Raw genomic sequence first — 17668 nt, forward strand, 5'->3', positions numbered from 1 at the left:
TTCATGATTTGTTCATAGTTTGTTCATCTATGGGGTGTAAGATAAACCTATGAAATTGATTTTACCTCTTTTTCATAAATGACCCCCTTTTTAATACTATATTTTTTCGGATCCGGCTGCTCGTCAGCTGGATTTTTTTTGCCCATTTGGCCAAGCACTCTCCTGTGGACGCCAAGTGGTCATGCACCGCCCACCCATAATTGCATAGTTTAACATATGTTGATTAAAGGAGTGGAAAACGATGGCATTTGAAATTCTCACGGTTGACCAAGTTATTCAAAGGTTAAAGGGCAGGAAGTACAAATATACTCAGGTACATCATACTTGGGAACCTAATCATAATGATTTTAACGGCAAGAACCATCTCCAATTACAACAAGCAATGAGGAATTTCCATGTTAACACGCGTGGTTGGGATGACATCGGACAACATGTCACACTCATGCCAGATGGGTTATTTGTCACTGGCAGGCCTTTTAATGAAACACCAGCAGGTATCGCCGGCTACAATGAAGGGGCATTCATGACCGAAATGTTAGGTAACTTTGATATTGGCCATGATGTATTAGAAGGCGCCCAGCTGGATTCAATGTTAAAATTGCAGCATTATCTTGTGACTGCCTGCGGGGCTAAAATTATGTTCCACCGCGAGCATGCTAGTAAGACGTGCCCTGGAACATCGATCGATAGAGACGAGTTTGTTAGCCGGGCAATCAATTATGATACCCTTCATCCTACCCTTGTTGCCGCTGCACATACGGAAGTACCATCTACAATATCAACATCAAAACCATCATCCTCAACAAAATCAAGTCCCAATTTGTTAAAATTAGGAGATAAAGGTCCAGATGTAAAAAAACTGCAACAGTATCTGATCAAAGCTGGAGAAAAGCTCCCGAAATATGGGACGGACAGTGATTTCGGAAAAGAAACAGAGGCTGCGGTAAGATCGTTTCAAGCGAAGCATGGGCTTGCTGTCGATGGAATTGTCGGTCCGAAGACGAGGGCCAAACTTGAAACAGCGGGTCCTGCGGCCGTAAATCGCCCTTATCCTGGTCATCTGATTAAACGGGGCTCAAACGATGCCGCGAATATAAAACTGATTCAAAAAAGAGTGGGAGTAGCCCCAGATGGGATTTTCGGTCCTAAAACTGAAGCAGCCGTAAAGGCTTATCAAAAGAGCCATGGTTTAGCAGCGGATGGAATTGTCGGTCCTAGAACCTGGTCGGTTATGTTTTAAGGAGGAATTATATACACTGTCAGCTTATCTTTGGTTGGAAGGCTGATAGATAGAGAAAAGACCTGCTGAAGCCGCAGGTCTTTAGTTATTTTATTTCTATAGGCATTTGATACATAGGTCCATTTTGTCGGGTCAATCACAACCAAGTAGTTCTTACTTCGTTTTTCACAAAAATTAATTAGGTCTTACCATTCTTTTAGGTATTTGGACAATCATTGTGATGAGCAGGCAATAAGATGAATTAGGACGGTGAAAAAATATGAAATTCTTCATCAATATCACTAATTTTATCGTGGACAATCTTTCGAATAATGCCAACATTAATTATGGGCCCACCTATCAAAATAGCCATACAGCCAACTCCACCATCATTGGCAGCAATATAAATATTGGTGATAACGGCACGATTGTCTCGAAAATCATCAATAAAGGTAATCAAACCCTGCTGCCTAAGGAAAGTGACAGTGAGCAAAACTAATTCATATTGAAAACGGCGAATACTACCCTAAATACAGTGCAAACATCAATAATGGTGACAGGCACCATTTCTCCTTTTATCACAATCGATACAATCTAATCGATACAATCTCGACAGTAAAAAAAGAGACCTAACAGTTTTATTTGTTAGGTCCCCGGGTATTGTATTATTAATCAATTATTAAGCTTCTGCAAGTAACCTAGTTTCTAGGAAACTAGCTCTTCACAAGCTAATTCAAGATGACAACTTTTACGGTTCTTCTTCCAAAAGCTATAGCTTGTGCTTTTGTTGGCATTAAAATATCGATTCTGTGGCCCTTAATGGCACCACCCGTGTCACCAGCAATCGCTTGGCCATAGCCTTCTACCCAAACTCTGCTTCCAAGAGGAATAATTCTTGGATCTACTGCGATTACTTTCATATTTGGATTCGCAGCAACATTAAGGCCTGTAGCTGTACGTCCGGAGCAGCCCTTACAATCGACAGTATACGCAGTTGCTGTCACATAGATTTCTTTACCTTGCGCAACACCTTGTGAAGCTCCGTTATTTCTTACTGGTGCAGCTGCCGGTCTAGCTGTTGCTGCGCTTGATTTTGCTGCAGCCGCAGCTGCTGCGGCACGTGCCTTTGCCTCTGCCTGCTCTTGTTGGATCGCTGCTTGAAGGTTCTTCATTTGTGACTCAATTCCCGCTTTTTCCTGCTGAGCGACTGCAACCTGCTGGGAAATTTGCGCGAATTTCTGTTGCATAACGGTTAAAGATTGTTGTCTTTTTTGAATATTTTGATCAAGCTCGGCCTGTTGGTCTGCAAGCGCTTTCTGATCTTCTTCTAAAACCTTCTCTTGACGGTCAATTACTGCTTTATCTTCTTCGATTTGTTTAAGATCCTCTTGCTGTGCTGTCAAAATATCTTTGTCTGCATCAATTAATTCTGATGCTGCACTAGCACGCTGGATAAAATCTGAGATACTATTAGATTCAAAGAATATGTTTAACATTAAGTTAACGTTGCTATTTTGCTGCATAGCTACTGCCCGCTTTTTCATCACATCTTCCCGAGCAAGCATTTTATCCTCAATCACAACTATTTCTTGTTTTTTCTCTTCGATCAACTTATTGGTTGCATCGATCTTTTCCTGTGTCTTTGCCATTGCCTCTCTGTTCTTAGCAATTTCATCGGCAAGGGATGTTAATTCTGCTTGAATATTTTCTATTTCTTTATTAACCGTTTGTTGTTCTTGTACTTTTTGTTCTACTACTTGTTGCTTCTGCTCCAGCTGGGCTTCGGCGTTATGTAGCGCTTCAGTGTTTGTTTGTGCATATGTAACCATTGAACCTGATACACATAACATAGTTGTAAGTAACACGAGAATTATACGCTTTTTCGTCGTTGGCATACGCTTCTCCCTCCTTAGTTACTATATTTATACCAGACTAATGTAACAGTCATGTTACAGAAAGAATAAAAGTGTATCACATTTTGTCTTATTTCTATAAATAGTGTCTAATCTGTGGCATAACAGTGTCAACTTTTAGGCCGCGTGGATAAATTATCAACTCCCATAATTCGAAAAAAGCTTTATATAGTTTTATATAGTGAAAATACCATTTACGGTGACAGGCACCGGCTTTTCTACGGCAAGGATGCGCTCTTTTTTCTTTACTCGTTGACGTGTTTTACGATAGGGTGAGGTCCCTAAATAGGTGAACCTGTCCCCTTTCTTCACAATAAAGTTGGTGAATACTTCTATCACTTCTTCTTCCGTAAGCTTTTTGCTGCTTGCTGCTATTTGCAGGGAATTGTGCTGGTAGGAGAGTATGATATGGTAACAATTAGTATGGATTGAAATATTTGCTTGTTCCTCTAGTGGGACCGATTGATAGGAAGGGTTCATAGATGATGGGAAAGTTGAGAATGACTTTTCTGATAATAAGAATGCATCGTAAATGCTCGGTTTTCTTGTAATCCGTATTTCTTGGCTATTAATAATTTCTCCAATAAATATCAATCTGCTATTATTCTCCAAACACAAAACCTCCAGTAATGACAATTATTTACACCAGCTTTTGTTATTCGACAATAATATCCTTTATTCCTGTAATCTCCCTGCCGAAAAGCATCAAATTTTCCCATTTGTGCATGATTTTCACGCAACGTTCACATTACAGTTTTTCAAACTATTAAACCGTTAAGTTAAAAACAAGAATTGTTTTTACGGCGGTGAAAGAGATGGCTTTATCAGAAAAATTAAGGGAACTGCGTGATAAGCAAAACTGGTCGCAAGAAACACTGGCAGATATGATGAAAATGCACCGATCAACGATTAGTCGTTACGAAACAGGTAAAGCGATTCCCAACTACCAAACTGTCATACAATTTGCGGAGATCTATAAGGTGGAAAAAGAGTATCTAGTAGATGAACTCAATCTGCTTCTGCCAAATGTAGAGGCACCTGGGTTTGTATTAAAGGAAAAACTCGAGGATCCGGATGTTGGTATGATTCTTCAGCTTTTGCAGGATGAGCCCGATTTAAAAAAGGCGCTTGTCGAGCTCCACCTCATGCACCCCAAACGCAAAAGTTTCTATTCCGACGCCATTACTACGTTTATAAGAGTAAATAAGAAGCATAAAGACAAAATGTAACACTAAGAAGCCGCTGAACGAATTCAGCGGCTTCTTTTAAAAAAAACAGGGGGGTTTTTTCAACTAGTTTGCCCTGCCCGCTGAATTCTATACATTTATTACTCAGAAAAATTATAAAAAAATCGGCATCATATAAGATGCCGGAATAATGGGGATACATCGGGGAATTGTTTGATTTTTTATACTAAGGGAGTTGAATATATTTTTTAAACTCGCTGTTACGCGAGCCCCAAAGGGTGATTTTCAATGGCAGTTCAAAGATGTAATGAAAATTTTTCAGAAGAGTGGTGATGATGCCTTGGGTAGATTACTAGGGGGTCTCGTTCCTTGATGATAGGCTGTTGCTCGCGAATCAGACATTCTAACTGACGGACCCGGACTTGCAGACTGTCCACATTTTTATTGGCCTTACCAACCATCTTAATTAAACTCTCAAGCAGCTGCTCTAGATTGTTAAGGTCGTCCTCATGAAATCCCAACGGCTGTCTCCTCCTTTTTTGGTTCCGGTACCACATCATGCGGCTTGGCACTTAGGAAACGGATGGTTTCCACGACTACTTCGGTGACATACACTCTTTTACCCTCTTTATTATCGTAATTGCGTGATTGCAGTCTGCCGGTAATTCCTACCACCGCTCCTTTTCTACAGTATTGGCAGGTGTTTTCTGCGGCCTTCCGCCAAATTGTACACTGTACAAAATCGGTCTCAAATTCGCCATTATGATTACGAAATGGACGATTTACGGCAAGCGTAACTTGCGTCACAGCCGTTCCTTCCGTAGTTTTTCTTAATTCTGGATCGCGGGTTAACCGGCCGACAAGTGTGACCTGATTGATCATATTTTCACTCCTTCACCATTTGATGGCTTTATCATAGCGTCTCTGTTACACTGTTGTAAAATGACGATAAAGGAATTATCAGGGCTGTTTTTGTTACGAACTTCAATTATCTCCCCTGATTTCGTCATTCATCTACCCCTTTTCCCCTGTTAACCAAGATTAACCAAGTTTCGACAAAGACTTTTCGACATTTGCTTTCTCATGACATATGTTATAATTAGGAAAAATGATATAGGAGGTAGCGATGAAATCTTTTAAATTATACTCATTGGATGTAGTGGATGATGGAAATTCAGTGGAAATCCCATTAGTGGATGGCTTAATTTTGAACAAAGAAGACGAACACTCCACCTGGCTGCTTGAAGCTTATACAGACCTGTCCCTCTATGATTATTTTAAAAAAATCTCCGAGGAGGACCGTGATATCATCATTGAAGCGGTCATCACCAAGAAAGAGAACGCCCCTGCCTATTTTCAAACCAAGATTTGCTCGCTGATTAAATTCGAAAAACATATAAGCGTCCTGTTTCAAGGCCAGTTGCGCCGGAATAAGAGTGATTATTCTGAGCTTTTGCTTGACAGCCTGATTGAAAAGGGGTTCAAAGGACCGGAACTACTTAAAGAATTCAAGGAAAAAATGCAAAGTAAACCAAAAATTAAAGTGAAGAATCATTAAAAACCAGCCCAGGCTGGTTTTTTTATGCGTTAGGAAAGTATAAAAGTAACTAACTTTGAGAATTGTCTAGCTCCAGCGCCTAGCCCCTCGATGGTCTACAGCTTATCCAGTTTCGGCTCCTTGGGACGCAAGTCTAGCCACCCCCTGAAGAAGGCAAAATGCGCCTTCTTGCAGGGTACGTCTTAGTCTAGAGTCCCAGACACGCCTCCACATTTAGAACAATTTGTCCAAAAGGTTAAAAAGCAACCTTTCGGCCGGCTCGTCTTATGCTGGCTACATAAAGCTATCGCTTTCTGTACGCATTACGGGCGACTAGTCTTTGACCTTGCTTTCGCAGGCCAGTCGACAAGTCGCCCTATATCGGGGCTGACCAAGGCGCTTGCGATTTTCTTTATGAATTTTTTGTTGCCTTTTTGGGTATTTTTAGGGGATACTTAAATGACAAAGGGGGAGTTTTTTTGGAGAGTTTGATTGGTTTTCTTATTAGTTTAGCATTTGCCATTTTTTTGTTCATTGATGCACCCAAGCATAACAAAAGCCGTTGGCTGTGGGCTATTTTAGGTTTTATTTTCGGTCCGATTGCGTTGGGGATTTATTTTATTAAAACAGGCCGTAAGGTGGCAGGATGGATCATTACGATACTAGCGATTCTTGTCTATATTGTGATCATTGTCCTGATTGCTTTAGCTGCGGCACTAATGGTCAACGGATTTTCTTGAGGAAAAGGACAGGTTCGCCTGTCCCTTTTTTTATCGGTCTCGATGGTTACGGTCGTTCGTATCAAGGTCATCCTCGATGATTTCCTCTTGCTTTGTGTTTCTATCTTTTATTGGGTCTTTGTCAGTATCAGTGTTTGTATCATTTGTATTTCTAAAACGATCATTGTCGTTTACGTCATCATCGTCGATATTATTGTTATCGCCTAAGCCGTTGTTATTGTCATCCCTTAGATTGTTATCGGCAGGATTTTGGATATTATTCCTTAGGTTGTTATTGGTGGGATTTTGGATATTGTCCCTTATTTTGTTATCGGTACCAGGATTTTGAATTTTATTATCGGTGATTGGCACATTTCGATTATCATCATTATTGTTACAGCCCACTAAAAGTACCCCCGACAAGATAGACCCAATGAGTAAGTGAAAAAGCTTATTCTTCAAGATAAGATCCCCTTTCTAAAATCGATTTGCCTTCTTAGGGTACCCTCCATTTGATTACTTTTATCCAAAAAAAAACGACTGAGATCCCCCAGCCGTGTTGTAAACTATTCCTTTTTCTCTCCAAGCGCAAACGTGATTTCTGCTTCACAAGCAATTTCACCGTCGACCGTCGCAACTGCTTTCCCCTTGCCGATTGGGCCGCGCAAACGAGTCATTTCCACTTCGAGGCGAAGCTGATCACCAGGTTTGACTTGCTTTTTAAAACGGCAATTGTCAATTCCTGCAAAAAAGGCTAAGCGGCCGCGGTTCTCTTCTTTTTTTAACATCGCGACAGCCCCGACCTGCGCAAGTGCCTCAACGATGAGTACGCCGGGCATAACAGGATAGTCTGGGAAGTGACCGTTAAAAAACTCTTCATTCGCAGACACATTTTTTATACCGACCGCTCTCTTGCCTTCTTCTACTTCCAAGATACGGTCCACAAGTAAAAATGGGTAGCGGTGCGGGATGATTTCTTTGATTTGTTCGATATCCAACATTTTAGTACCTCCTCCTAGTAACTGATTCCATTCTACTATATAGAAATAGGAAGGGCAATTACTCCCTTCCTGGTTATTTCTTATCGACTAAATCGATTATATGCGTCCATGTTGATTCTTTAAATACGTCTCCCACATTTCCCCCGCCAAGCATACCATATCCAACCGCTGCTCCCGCTGTCACACAAATAAATACACTAACTAATAAAAGAACAAGACGAAGCCAGACCGGAATCAAGCGAATCCGAACTCGTTTTTGGGCTTGAGGTACTGGTGTGGAATCTGTCTTCTCTACCACTTTGGTGGATTGCAGTACCTCTTGTTTTGCCTTTTTATGTTCTTCTCTCGTTCTGACCTGTCCATTATTTCCTGTCATTCGTTAATTCCCCTTTAACCAAATTCCGCGTTTTCCACAAATTTGGCGAGTTAATACATATTATAACCGGTTTAATATCACTATTATAAAAAATTATTCCGAAATACTCATTATTTATTTTCTGGAAGGAGCATGGGGACGTTTCTCATGCTTCTCTGGAAGCGCAAGAAACGTCCCCATGCTCCCAAGTAAAAAAGCCCAATGACGTGAGGCTTGTCCAGCCTGGTTCATTAGACTTTTGTTGGGTTTATTTTTATCCTAGTTTGCGGTTTGGAATGCGGTCGATGTTATCAAGCATGATGCCTGTGCCGATTGCTACGCAATCCATTGGGTTTTCAGCAACCAATACTGGTACCTTCAGTTCTTCAGCAAGGAGCATGTCGATGCCGTGCAGCAATGCACCGCCTCCGGTTAGAATCACTCCGCGGTCAATAATATCGGCAGAAAGTTCTGGCGGGGTACGCTCAAGTACACTTTTTGCTGCTTGAACGATAACAGCCACTGATTCACGCAATGCGCCTTCGATTTCTTCAGAATAAACGGTAATAGTACGAGGCAGTCCGCTCACCATGTCACGGCCGCGAATTTCCATTTCCTCTTTGCGGGAACCTGGGAAAACGGTACCGATGTTAATTTTAATATTTTCAGCCGTGCGCTCCCCAATCAATAGCTTGTACTCGCGCTTGATATGGTTGAGGATCTCCATGTCGAACTTATCGCCGGCCATTTTAATGGAGGAAGAAGTTACGATATCGCCCATTGAAAGTACGGCCACATCTGTTGTTCCTCCCCCGATATCTACTACCATGTTACCGCTTGGCTGGAAGATGTCCATACCGGCACCAATTGCCGCAACCTTTGGCTCTTCTTCCAAGTAAATCTTTTTACCGCCGCTTTTTTCAGCAGCTTCCCTGATCGCCTTTTGCTCAACGCTAGTGATGTTCGTTGGACAGCAGATTAGGATGCGCGGCTTCGATAGAAAGCCTTTTACGTTTAATTTATTAATAAAGTGCTTTAGCATCGCTTCTGTTACATCAAAGTCAGCGATTACGCCATCTTTAAGCGGTCGGATCGCCACGATGTTTCCAGGTGTACGGCCGACCATGCGGCGTGCTTCTTCACCTACAGCTAAAACCCTATTTGTATTTTTATCAATCGCCACGACGGAAGGTTCATTCAGTACAATTCCACGGCCTTTTACGTGAATTAGCACGTTGGCCGTTCCTAAGTCAATCCCAATATCCCTTGCAAACATTCTCTTTTCTTTCCTCCTTGGAAACAAAAATCCAGATACTTTCCCTAATTGACAATTGTACCATATTCCTTAAGTTTTCCATAACAATTTAATGTAATTATAATGTCGTTTTGAGGATTTTTGTTGAAGTTTAGGAGTTCTGGATAAAAAATCGAACTGTTTGCATGAAAAGAGCAATCTGGGATCAGATTGCTTGTTTCACCTTTTTTTAGGTTTCAATGGAAGTTTCTTCGTTAAATGAGGTTCCTTTGGAAAGTGACTTAAACTTACTTTACAGCCTCGCCTTCCTTTTCTTCTTTTTGATATTTCATTTTTGTCGCCTCTCCACCCCTGAGGTGACGAATTGATTTATGGTAATCTAGAATTTCCTTTACCTCATTTGCCAAATCTGGATTAATCTCAGGAAGTCTTTCTGTCAAATCCTTATGGACCGTACTTTTGGATACGCCAAACTCCTTCGCAATGACGCGAACCGTTTTCCTCGTCTCCACGATATACTTTCCAATCTTGATAGTTCTCTCTTTGATGTAATCGTGCACACTCTCGCCCTCCCTAAATTGGATGTGAGAAGTGTGAAATGAGACCCGCTTATCACTTCGACGAATTCTACTTCCGTGTGTAGTGTTAATGGTGACAGGCACCACAAAAAGACATTATCCACGCTAGGCGGACACTGGCTGCATATTTGTTCCACACGGCAGAAAGTGGTTACCTTCTGTCAATACAATGAATAATCATGTCCCCGGCTGAATACCCGCTATCTTCAAACGACTCCTCACCTCAAACACTCTCTTTGTAAAGGTTTGTAACCATTTTATTAGCTTGGATAAGGGTTTATGCACAAAATAGACAATCGGGATATGGCGGGTCAAGAATCTTTTCGAAAATAGGACAATGTCGGTTTTTTCGACATTCGCCGGAAAGCCACGTCTCCCAAGGGTTTCTCCTCTATTCAAAACGTGAATGGCCTAATGCCATGTGCAGAATTTTGTCGAAGGATTTTTTTAAAAAAATGTTATTTTAATGCAATTTGTTTATCGATTTTTGCAAAGAGTGGCCTGGAAAAATTTAAATTCTCCCGCTAGTCCAGCCACGGGAAGACTCTACTTGCCTGTTCAAAATATTATATAATGGTCCTATCATAAATTATGCTTACTTAATAATCACTTGGAAAGGATCTTCCTTCATGACCCCATTTACGGAAAATGTCATACAAATTATTCGCAGCATCCCGGAGGGCAAGGTCATGACTTATGGCCAAATTGCCGCGCTTGCCGGAAGCCCCCGTGCCGCCCGCCAGGTTGTTCGTGTCCTTCACTCGATGAGCAGGAAATATCAGCTTCCCTGGCACCGTGTCATCAATAGCCAAGGTAAGATCGCCCTCTCAGACGACGAATCCTACCATGAGCAGCTGTTCTCCCTTGAAGGTGAAGGTGTTGAAATTGGATTGAATGGCGTCATTGATTTGAAAAAATATCAATTCCACCCTGAGGAATAGAGATAATCTGCTCTTCCATCAGGCCCGATCAAACATAGGAGGAATCTCCCAGAAACCGCCACGCGGCCGAATCCAAAGAACTATTTTTCAAAAAAGTAACATCACAGAAAAAAAGTCCAATTCTCGTGAAAGCCTTGAGCCCCAAGGCTTTTTTTATTGCAAAAATGTCTCATAGACGGGCTGATCAGCCTGGTGCTAACATTCATAACGTTATGGATGTTTTACTAGGTTTTCATTTTTTGAAATCGTTTGCATCCAACTGGTAATCACAATCTAACGACGAAAGGGGGAAATTTTTCAAAAATCTTAAGCAACATTCTCAGGAGAGACCTTCACCATGAAAAACCTCTATCCTTGGTCCAAAAAACAAAGGAGTGAAACGAATTGGGGAAAACAAAAATCTTTGCTATTGCAACCACATTAGGCCTTATTTTTTCAAATCTTCCATATGCAAGTGCTGTTACAGACTACAAAACATTTTCAAGTACTGATTTTGAAAATAACGATCCATGGGGATTTACAACCGCAAATGCGACCCTCACTATTAATAAAGATAATGTCGGTGGTAACGCCACCTCCAAGCTCCAATACAGCGTTGTCGACCAAAAAGGCGGCCGCGTGGCTACCAAGAACCTTGACACTGCAGCGAAAGGGCAAAACATTCTTGTTAAATTCGACTGGTATCCTGGCAAAATCAATGATAAAGGCTCGACTCCCGATGAAAATGGCGGCGAATTTAGACTCCTGGACAGCTCAGGCAACATTGTCTTCACCCTAAACAATACCAACAAGTCCCCGCTGACTTTTTTCGCACGCGGTCAAGCTCCAACGAAAACGAGCATCACTAATCCAGAGGCCTGGTACCATTTTGAGGTTAATTTTGATATCAGCACCAATCAAGTAAGCTTAAAAATAGCCGATCAAAATGGCACTGCGATAGAAGAACATACCTCACCTATCGACAGCTCCCTATTTGATGGCTCCGTCGCCAGCATGAGGCTCGTCGGTATCCGGACAGCCGGAAATAATGAAACATGGAACACCTATCTGGATAATGTCGAAGTTTCCAATGTCCCTGTTGCGGATAACACCCTATATATGGTCGAAAAACTACCATACCACCGTGTCTATGTAGATAAAACAACAAAAGACATCGCATCCATTGGTCTTCCTAAAACCGTTAACGTCTCGCTTGCCGATAATAGTAAACGAGATGTCGCTGTAACGAAGTGGGAAACGGTTGGCAAGGAATGGAACCCTAGTGAAGCAGGGGTATACGAGTTTAAAGGCACCCTTGCTGAAACTGAAGGAATTGCGAATTCTTTTAACAAGACCGCAAAAATCTATGTTTATAATCGCCTGACACCACCTGAAACAGACAGGCAAACGGAGTTCCTTGACAGAGGTGTCATTGCTCTTAAATCAACTGACGGCATTTTTGTGAGCTGGCGTTTACTTGCAGATGAATATGACAAAGACGTGAAGTTCAATGTGTACCGGAATGGCGAGAAATTGAATATCGAGTCACTTGATGTTACTAACTACAATGATGCCGCAGGTTCTCCTGAGGACACTTACACGGTGGAAACACTGGTAAATGGTAAATCCACTGAGAAAAATGAAGTGAAAGCAGCAAGTAAGGATTATCTATCCATCCCAATGCAAAAACCAGAAGGCGGCACCCTTTCCAATGGTCAAGCCTATACCTACTCGGTGAACGACTCCGGTGTTGGCGATTTGGACGGTGACGGCGAGCTGGAGGTCATTGTCAAATGGTACCCATCAAACGCCATTGACAGTTCCTTTGCCACCCCAACAGGCCCAACCATTTTTGATGCCTACAAATTGGATGGCACCCTGTTATGGCGGATGAATATGGGCCATAACCTTACATCTGGCGCGCATTACAATCAATTTGTTGTCGCAGATTTTGATGGCGATGGAAAAAGTGAATTCCTCATTAAAACAGCAGATGGTACGAAAACATACGGTGCTACTGATGGAAAATTTGACCGCAGTAAGGTCGTCAGTGCAATCGGTCACCCAGAGGATGATGGCAAATATGTTAACTCCGGCGGCCATGTCTTTGGCGGGCCTGAATATATGTCCGTTTTCAATGGGGAAACAGGTAAGGTCATTGATACCATTGATTATGCCTTCCCTGTTGGCGAAGAAGACGGCGGCGCTTCATGGGGTGACACGTGGTTTAACCGTTCCGACCGTTTCCTATCCGGTGTAGCTTACTTGGATGGTAAAAAACCAAGTGCGATTATTGGAAGAGGTTATTACGAGCGTACCACCTTTGCCGCTTATAGCTTAGTCGATGGCAAGCTGAAGGAGGAATGGACGTTTGACTCCGCTAAAGAGGGCCGCGGCGGCAGCTTAGGTTTCCACAATTTATCTACTGGTGATGTGGATAATGATGGCTATGATGAAATCATCGCAGGTTCCCTGACGCTTGATCAGGATGGCAGTATTCTTTATACAATGGACGGTAATATGGGGCGCGAACAAGGCTCCCATGGCGATGCGTCACACGTCGGGGCATTTGATCCTGACCGTGAAGGGCTTAGTGTCTTTGAAGTCCATGAAATCCCGGCTGTAGCCTCTGAGGAGCTGCATGACGGGGCAACAGGGGAAACTTTAAAGTCCTTCTACGCATCCGTTGACGCAGGCCGTGGTGTGGCCGCAAACATCACCTCGAGCCCTGGGTATGAGTTCTGGGGAGCGGCCGGATCAACGGTTGCAACAGGCGGCGGGATTTACAATGTCCAAGGCGGTGTCGAAGCAGACAAAAAGCCAAGCGGCCTATCGACTAACTTTGCCCTTTATTGGGACGGAGACCTGTTGCAGGAATTGCTAGATGACACATCTATTACGAAATACAACGAGAACACAGGTAAGGTCGATCCTTTGAAATCTTTTGCAGGTGTTCATAGTAATAACGGTACAAAGGCGACGCCAACGCTGCAAGCTGATATCCTTGGCGACTGGCGTGAAGAGGTTCTCCTGCCAACAACCGATGATACAGAGCTTCGAGTGTTTAGTACGACCATCCCGACTAACTACAGACTGTACACCTTGATGCAGGATCCTTTGTACAAAAACGGAATCGGCATGCAGAATAGCGCCTACAATCAGCCGCCGCACATTGGTTTTTACCTTGGCGAGGATATTAAAGACACGGTCTCTGCCGGCAAATTGAAGGCACCAGGTGTGGATTACACACCAAGCCTGCAAGCCCTGAAGCACACCGTAGACCTTGAGTTAAATACACCTGTTTTAAAAAATAAACTGGATCAGGCTCAGCATCAGTTAGAGATTGGCAGACCGGATCAGGCTGCGAAATTTTTGGAGGATTTTATCAAGCAGCTCGGTAACATCGATGCTGCTTTGAAGACCAAATTAACGGCGGATGCTCAGGATTTGATTGTGGAGTGGAATATGTAGGTTTGTGGATGAGGTTAGGCAGATTTATCTATCTGCCTAACCTTTTCGTGATCCTCTATTTTTTTGGCAAGTGGTTGATACAGTTGGTTCCGAGGAAACCCCCTCTCCATTCACAACCAAAAAATTTCGGCAACAATCATTACAAGGGTTTTGCAATCAACGTTTCATCTTGTCTTCATTTTAAGCTAAATTATGGTGAAAAAAAAATAGGCTCTCATTGTCTGTGAGCCTACACTGTTTTTTTATTTGATTTCAACCTTCATATCTCCATCAACTTGGACGAACCATTTGCCACTTGCGTATGCTTCTTTAGAAATCTCAAACACTTGTACATCATTTACTTGAATGCCAGGATTCAAATCACTCATGATTTTAGAGTTATCGATATCAGTTTCTACTGCATAGCTGGAAGTAGCATCTATATCCGAATCATATTCTGTGCCCTCTTGGTCTACTAATTTAAAGTTTGGTAATGAGAATGATCCGATTGGTTTTTTTGAGATGTTCTTAACAGTTAATTGTAATGCAACAAGCGTTCCGCCGTCAGAAGCTTTCTTGTTTACAAATTCACTTCCTACTTGTGCTTTTTCCTCCACCTTCGTTACACTGACTTGAACCTTATCATCAATGGAAATAACATCTCCTACTTTATAAGTAGTTTCCTGTTTCTCTTTTTCCACGGCAGTTGACTTAGTAGAAGTTGATGCCGTATCACTACCGCCACTACCTAGACTCCCAATGATACCAAGCACAACAACAAACCCTATAAAGGATAATATTTTGTGTCTCATGAACCAGTTGCGCTGATCTTTTCCACAGCTGGGACATTTCTTAACGCCTTTGGCAATCTCTTTCTGACAAGCTTTACATGACACTAACTTCGACATAGGTATTCCCCCAAAATTTTATGTATTTTCTATTACATAATACACTAATATTGTCTTAATTTGTTATATTTTGAAAATAAATTAATACTAAGGTCATGAACTAAAATAACCTAATAATATTTTTTTATAGTAAACCGATGACTATTTTCCTACTTCATTCTAAGCCTTTCTTCTGTTTTTGGATCATGGGTCGGTAATTTCAATACTCGGTTATTATTTTCTAAAAATGCGAATGTTGACTGGTGTTTTTTTATAAAGCAGGTAAGCTCTAGTCCACTAATTTCCCTGCTCTAAAATCACGTGTCCCTCCCTTTTTCCCCAATAAAAAAGCACAAGTGACATAAAAAATCACTTGTGCCCCCATCTTATTTCCATTTCTCAAACACACTCTTCACTTTTTTCACCGGTACAGTTGATCCGCCCCGGCCCTGCACATTCTCGACCATCATCGCCACCAGCAAGCTCGGATTATCCGCATTATAAGCAATAAACCAGCCATTTTCGGTGCCCGTTTCGCCTTGCTTCTGCTTAATCTCCGCTGTCCCCGTCTTGCCTGCTAACGGATACCCTGAAATCTCCGCCGCATGTGCGGTGCCTTTAGGGTCGCTCACAATCTTACGCAAATCTGCGCTAAGTAGCTTAGCGTTCTCAGCTGAAACTACCGCATTCTTCCAAACCTGCCCCTGCTGCTCATCCGCCAGCAGAATCGGTTTGATCATATTGCCGCTGCCATTCACAAATGGAGTATAAGCAGACAACAAATGGACAATACTCATCTCTACCTGACCCTGACCATAGCCTGAGTCAGCGACTGCAATATCATTTCCCATCGAACCGGTCATCGACTTCTCAAGTGGGTACGGATAGCCAAGATCCTCTTCAAATCCAAACCTTTTCAACCCGTCCACAAACTTGTCTTTCCCGATCTTCAAGGCTGCCTGTGCAAAATAAATATTATCGGAATACACGAGTGCTTTTTCCAGGTTAACAGGATCTGTACCCGCATGAACTCTTGTCACAAAGTACTTACCCCAGGATTTATCCTTTTGCCATTGCTTGCCGATGATCGGCACCGCTTCACCCGGCACAATCATCCCATTCGTCAAACCAACCGCGGCCGTCAATGGTTTCATCACCGATCCCGGCGCATACGCCTGCTTAAACCGCGTCGTCAACGGCTTCTTTGGATCATCCTGAAGTGTCTTCCATTCTTCCGCAGAAAAACCAAGGACTGCTTGATTCGGGTCAAACGACGGACTGCTGACAAGCGCAAGTGTCTCACCGGTTAACGGATTCATTGCCGCCGCAGTACCAGCTTCCCCGCCCATCTCGGTAAACACCGATTTCTGCAGCTCAGCATCAATCGTCAGCTTGACATCCTTGCCGTCAACCACCGGCTTTTCGGCCAGCACCACATTCGCTGCCCCGGCGGCCTTTTTCTTGATGACAATCTTCACGCCGCTCGTCCCCTTCAGCTGCTCATCCAGCACCTGTTCAAGGCCGCGCTTTCCAATCACATCGCTGCTCGTGTAGCCCTTATCTTTGAGCTTCTCAAGTTCGTCTGCTGTAATCGCCCCCACATAGCCAATAAGCTGTGCCGCAGACTGCCCATTAGGATAAACCCGCGCATCTACCTTGCGCGTCTGGACCGGCTCCAGTGCGACCAACTGTGTGATCCGTTCCTTGTCGTCCATCGACACCTTCCTCAAGGGTACGAACTGCCCTGGCTTCACCCAGCTTGCCCCGAGCGCCTTCTTAATCTGCTCCGGCGTCATTTTTAACAAGGGAGCCAACTGCGCAATGACAGGATCATCCGCCTTTCCTGCGACCACTCCGACCTCGTACACCTGGCCATTCACCGCCAGACCTGAGCCGTTGCGGTCAAGGATCTCGCCTCGTTTCGGCGCTGTCGTGCTCACGCCAATCGTGTCGCCTTCTTTTAATCCTTTAAAAATAAATTCCGTATTCCAGTCTATATACCAGTTCTTGTTATCGTCTCTTTTTTCTTCTTGCAATCTAGCTTGCTGTGTATATTTTATCGGTCCAGCGATACTATCCATGCTGGTGGTAAAAGAATATTGGGCTTGTTCCTTGTCGCCCTGACTCTCTTTCGGCTTTTTGAAGTCAATCTTGAGGTTGTTAATCTGAAGATCATCGTAGAGTTTTTGATAGCGACTTGCAAACTGTTCCTTGGTGATATTCTTTTTTGCATCACTAGAAAGATAATCATACATTTTCGTAAACTTTTGCTGGTTCCATAAGGCTATGTAATCGGAGAATCGCTGTTCTGGGGTGGGTTCCTTGCTGCAGCCTGCAAGAGCGGTAATGACGAGCAGGAGCAGGATCCCTATCACTTTTTTCAAAACCAAATCCCTCCTTTTATTACCATTTTAACATACATACCCGAGGAAACGGTTTTAAAAATGAGTTCAAGCTCCTCTCCCATCGAAAATCATATTTTTAGAAAATATTAATCGTTTATTAATAGTTTGTTCATATCTAGGCGCTATACTATGTTTATTCACACTTATTCAAACCCCCTTTGATAATCCGGCCATTGTGCCGGATTTTTTTTGCTCAAAAAGGGAGCGCGGGGACGGTTCTCATGCTTCGGAAGCATGAGAAC

19 protein-coding genes are annotated in these 17668 nt (G+C 42.9%); 7 read left to right on the plus strand and 12 right to left on the minus strand.

Going from position 1 to position 17668, the window contains the following annotated elements:
- The first annotated feature begins 241 nt into the window (after nt 1-241).
- Nucleotides 242-1240, plus strand: coding sequence for a peptidoglycan recognition protein family protein (locus M3226_RS32405; RefSeq protein ID WP_285858050.1), 999 nt, complete (start codon nt 242-244; stop codon nt 1238-1240).
- Between the two features lie 259 nt (nt 1241-1499).
- Entirely contained in the window at nt 1500-1718 is a 219-nt protein-coding gene (locus M3226_RS29055) for a spore germination protein (protein ID WP_251572712.1), read from the plus strand.
- Nucleotides 1719-1947: 229 nt separating this feature from the next.
- Here the strand turns inward: M3226_RS29055 and M3226_RS29060 are convergent, their stop codons facing one another.
- The gene (locus M3226_RS29060; RefSeq protein ID WP_251572714.1) at nt 1948-3114 is read right to left on the minus strand and encodes a 3D domain-containing protein; all 1167 of its coding nucleotides are present in this window, start codon (nt 3112-3114) and stop codon (nt 1948-1950) included.
- Nucleotides 3115-3306: 192 nt separating this feature from the next.
- Nucleotides 3307-3744, minus strand: coding sequence for a hypothetical protein (locus M3226_RS29065; RefSeq protein ID WP_251572716.1), 438 nt, complete (start codon nt 3742-3744; stop codon nt 3307-3309).
- Nucleotides 3745-3947: 203 nt separating this feature from the next.
- Here M3226_RS29065 and M3226_RS29070 point away from each other — a divergent pair, with 203 nt between their 5' ends.
- Nucleotides 3948-4361, plus strand: a complete 414-nt coding sequence (locus M3226_RS29070) for a helix-turn-helix domain-containing protein (RefSeq protein ID WP_251572718.1) — start codon at nt 3948-3950, stop codon at nt 4359-4361.
- Nucleotides 4362-4615: 254 nt separating this feature from the next.
- Here M3226_RS29070 and M3226_RS29075 read toward each other — a convergent pair whose 3' ends face one another.
- Genes M3226_RS29075 through M3226_RS32410 form a run of 3 tightly spaced genes read right to left on the minus strand, consistent with a single transcriptional unit; the run spans nt 4616 to nt 5329 of the window.
- Complete coding sequence (locus M3226_RS29075; protein ID WP_251572720.1) at nt 4616-4840, minus strand: DUF4988 domain-containing protein; 225 nt, start codon at nt 4838-4840, stop codon at nt 4616-4618.
- Nucleotides 4827-5201, minus strand: coding sequence for a single-stranded DNA-binding protein (ssb, locus tag M3226_RS29080; protein ID WP_251572722.1), 375 nt, complete (start codon nt 5199-5201; stop codon nt 4827-4829). Before ssb ends, M3226_RS29075 begins: the two co-directional genes overlap by 14 nt.
- Nucleotides 5198-5329, minus strand: a complete 132-nt coding sequence (locus M3226_RS32410; RefSeq protein ID WP_285858051.1) for a hypothetical protein — start codon at nt 5327-5329, stop codon at nt 5198-5200. The genes ssb and M3226_RS32410 overlap by 4 nt, the downstream gene beginning before the upstream one ends.
- A 116-nt stretch (nt 5330-5445) precedes the next feature.
- Here M3226_RS32410 and M3226_RS29085 point away from each other — a divergent pair, with 116 nt between their 5' ends.
- Together M3226_RS29085 and M3226_RS29090 are read left to right on the plus strand one after the other, a co-directional pair.
- A complete protein-coding gene (locus tag M3226_RS29085; protein WP_251572724.1) occupies nt 5446-5877 on the plus strand; it encodes a YwpF-like family protein in 432 nt (143 codons plus the stop codon).
- Between the two features lie 458 nt (nt 5878-6335).
- Nucleotides 6336-6596, plus strand: coding sequence for a hypothetical protein (locus tag M3226_RS29090; RefSeq protein ID WP_251572726.1), 261 nt, complete (start codon nt 6336-6338; stop codon nt 6594-6596).
- A 30-nt stretch (nt 6597-6626) separates the two neighbouring features.
- Here M3226_RS29090 and M3226_RS29095 read toward each other — a convergent pair whose 3' ends face one another.
- The 5 genes from M3226_RS29095 to spoIIID all read right to left on the minus strand — a co-directional run bounded on the left by M3226_RS29095 (nt 6627) and on the right by spoIIID (nt 9746).
- Nucleotides 6627-7037, minus strand: coding sequence for a hypothetical protein (locus tag M3226_RS29095; protein WP_251572727.1), 411 nt, complete (start codon nt 7035-7037; stop codon nt 6627-6629).
- Between the two features lie 104 nt (nt 7038-7141).
- Nucleotides 7142-7576, minus strand: coding sequence for a 3-hydroxyacyl-ACP dehydratase FabZ (fabZ, locus tag M3226_RS29100; protein ID WP_251572729.1), 435 nt, complete (start codon nt 7574-7576; stop codon nt 7142-7144).
- Nucleotides 7577-7649: 73 nt separating this feature from the next.
- Entirely contained in the window at nt 7650-7952 is a 303-nt protein-coding gene (locus M3226_RS29105; RefSeq protein ID WP_251572731.1) for a DNA-directed RNA polymerase subunit beta, read from the minus strand.
- Between the two features lie 253 nt (nt 7953-8205).
- Nucleotides 8206-9207, minus strand: coding sequence for a rod shape-determining protein (locus tag M3226_RS29110; RefSeq protein WP_098527830.1), 1002 nt, complete (start codon nt 9205-9207; stop codon nt 8206-8208).
- A gap of 266 nt (nt 9208-9473) precedes the next feature.
- The gene (gene spoIIID, locus M3226_RS29115) at nt 9474-9746 is read right to left on the minus strand and encodes a sporulation transcriptional regulator SpoIIID (protein WP_040207082.1); all 273 of its coding nucleotides are present in this window, start codon (nt 9744-9746) and stop codon (nt 9474-9476) included.
- Nucleotides 9747-10393: 647 nt separating this feature from the next.
- Between spoIIID and M3226_RS29120 the strand changes: the two genes are divergently transcribed.
- The gene (locus tag M3226_RS29120; RefSeq protein ID WP_251572733.1) at nt 10394-10705 is read left to right on the plus strand and encodes an MGMT family protein; all 312 of its coding nucleotides are present in this window, start codon (nt 10394-10396) and stop codon (nt 10703-10705) included.
- A gap of 384 nt (nt 10706-11089) precedes the next feature.
- Complete coding sequence (locus M3226_RS29125; RefSeq protein WP_251572735.1) at nt 11090-14155, plus strand: rhamnogalacturonan lyase family protein; 3066 nt, start codon at nt 11090-11092, stop codon at nt 14153-14155.
- A gap of 242 nt (nt 14156-14397) precedes the next feature.
- Here the strand turns inward: M3226_RS29125 and M3226_RS29130 are convergent, their stop codons facing one another.
- Together M3226_RS29130 and M3226_RS29135 are read right to left on the minus strand one after the other, a co-directional pair.
- Complete coding sequence (locus M3226_RS29130; RefSeq protein ID WP_251572738.1) at nt 14398-15042, minus strand: DUF4352 domain-containing protein; 645 nt, start codon at nt 15040-15042, stop codon at nt 14398-14400.
- 365 nt (nt 15043-15407) lie between these two features.
- Nucleotides 15408-17396, minus strand: coding sequence for a penicillin-binding transpeptidase domain-containing protein (locus M3226_RS29135; protein WP_308212011.1), 1989 nt, complete (start codon nt 17394-17396; stop codon nt 15408-15410).
- Nucleotides 17397-17668 lie beyond the last annotated feature (272 nt).

The organism is Neobacillus cucumis (assembly GCF_023715505.1).

Excerpts from the sequence above, each read along its gene's own strand:
- M3226_RS32405 (WP_285858050.1), top strand. The coding sequence starts at position 242 with ATGGCATTTGAAATTCTCACGGTTGACCAAGTTATTCAAAGGTTAAAG.
- M3226_RS29055 (WP_251572712.1), top strand. The coding sequence starts at position 1,500 with ATGAAATTCTTCATCAATATCACTAATTTTATCGTGGACAATCTTTCG.
- M3226_RS29060 (WP_251572714.1), bottom strand. The coding sequence starts at position 3,114 with ATGCCAACGACGAAAAAGCGTATAATTCTCGTGTTACTTACAACTATG.
- M3226_RS29070 (WP_251572718.1), top strand. The coding sequence starts at position 3,948 with ATGGCTTTATCAGAAAAATTAAGGGAACTGCGTGATAAGCAAAACTGG.
- ssb (WP_251572722.1), bottom strand. The coding sequence starts at position 5,201 with ATGATCAATCAGGTCACACTTGTCGGCCGGTTAACCCGCGATCCAGAA.
- M3226_RS32410 (WP_285858051.1), bottom strand. The coding sequence starts at position 5,329 with ATGACGAAATCAGGGGAGATAATTGAAGTTCGTAACAAAAACAGCCCT.
- M3226_RS29085 (WP_251572724.1), top strand. The coding sequence starts at position 5,446 with ATGAAATCTTTTAAATTATACTCATTGGATGTAGTGGATGATGGAAAT.
- fabZ (WP_251572729.1), bottom strand. The coding sequence starts at position 7,576 with ATGTTGGATATCGAACAAATCAAAGAAATCATCCCGCACCGCTACCCA.
- M3226_RS29105 (WP_251572731.1), bottom strand. The coding sequence starts at position 7,952 with ATGACAGGAAATAATGGACAGGTCAGAACGAGAGAAGAACATAAAAAG.
- M3226_RS29110 (WP_098527830.1), bottom strand. The coding sequence starts at position 9,207 with ATGTTTGCAAGGGATATTGGGATTGACTTAGGAACGGCCAACGTGCTA.
- M3226_RS29120 (WP_251572733.1), top strand. The coding sequence starts at position 10,394 with ATGACCCCATTTACGGAAAATGTCATACAAATTATTCGCAGCATCCCG.
- M3226_RS29130 (WP_251572738.1), bottom strand. The coding sequence starts at position 15,042 with ATGTCGAAGTTAGTGTCATGTAAAGCTTGTCAGAAAGAGATTGCCAAA.